At 36.0% G+C, this 369-nt stretch carries 2 pseudogenes; both read left to right on the top strand.

The window, feature by feature from the left end:
- Nucleotides 1-222, top strand: a pseudogene (locus tag ACNDLV_RS08095) (ATP-dependent helicase); the annotation flags it as partial.
- 1 nt (nucleotide 223) lies between these two features.
- Nucleotides 224-369: pseudogene (locus ACNDLV_RS08090) on the top strand (NTP-binding protein); the annotation flags it as partial.

The following is a 369-nucleotide window of genomic DNA, read 5'->3' as shown; positions in this document are numbered from 1 at the left end:
AGAAAAGCACCTGAGGTAACAAATGACCAACTTCAAGAAGTCATTCAGGATAGAAAGAATTTGGTCGAAAAAATTATTTCTGATAACACAAAACTTGCAATAGCTGGCAAAAAGCTTTCAGAACTTCATACATATAAAGAACTTAAAGCTTATGCAGATTTACATGGCTATCGTCCAGGTTGGATTTTTTATCAGTTGAAAAATAGAAAGCGAGGACATTAATTTGGGTATTCTACCTAAAGACGAAGTTATTCAACCAAAAAGTGAACCACATAACTTCTTTATTTACGGGGCGCCACTGGCTGGAAAGTCGTTTTTTGCAAGTCACTTTCCACACCCTCTTATCTTAAATACTGATGGGAATGCACT

This window comes from Lactobacillus fornicalis (assembly GCF_055362665.1).
Note: the sequence above shows the minus strand (reverse complement) of the source record. Positions and strands in the feature narration are given on the sequence as shown.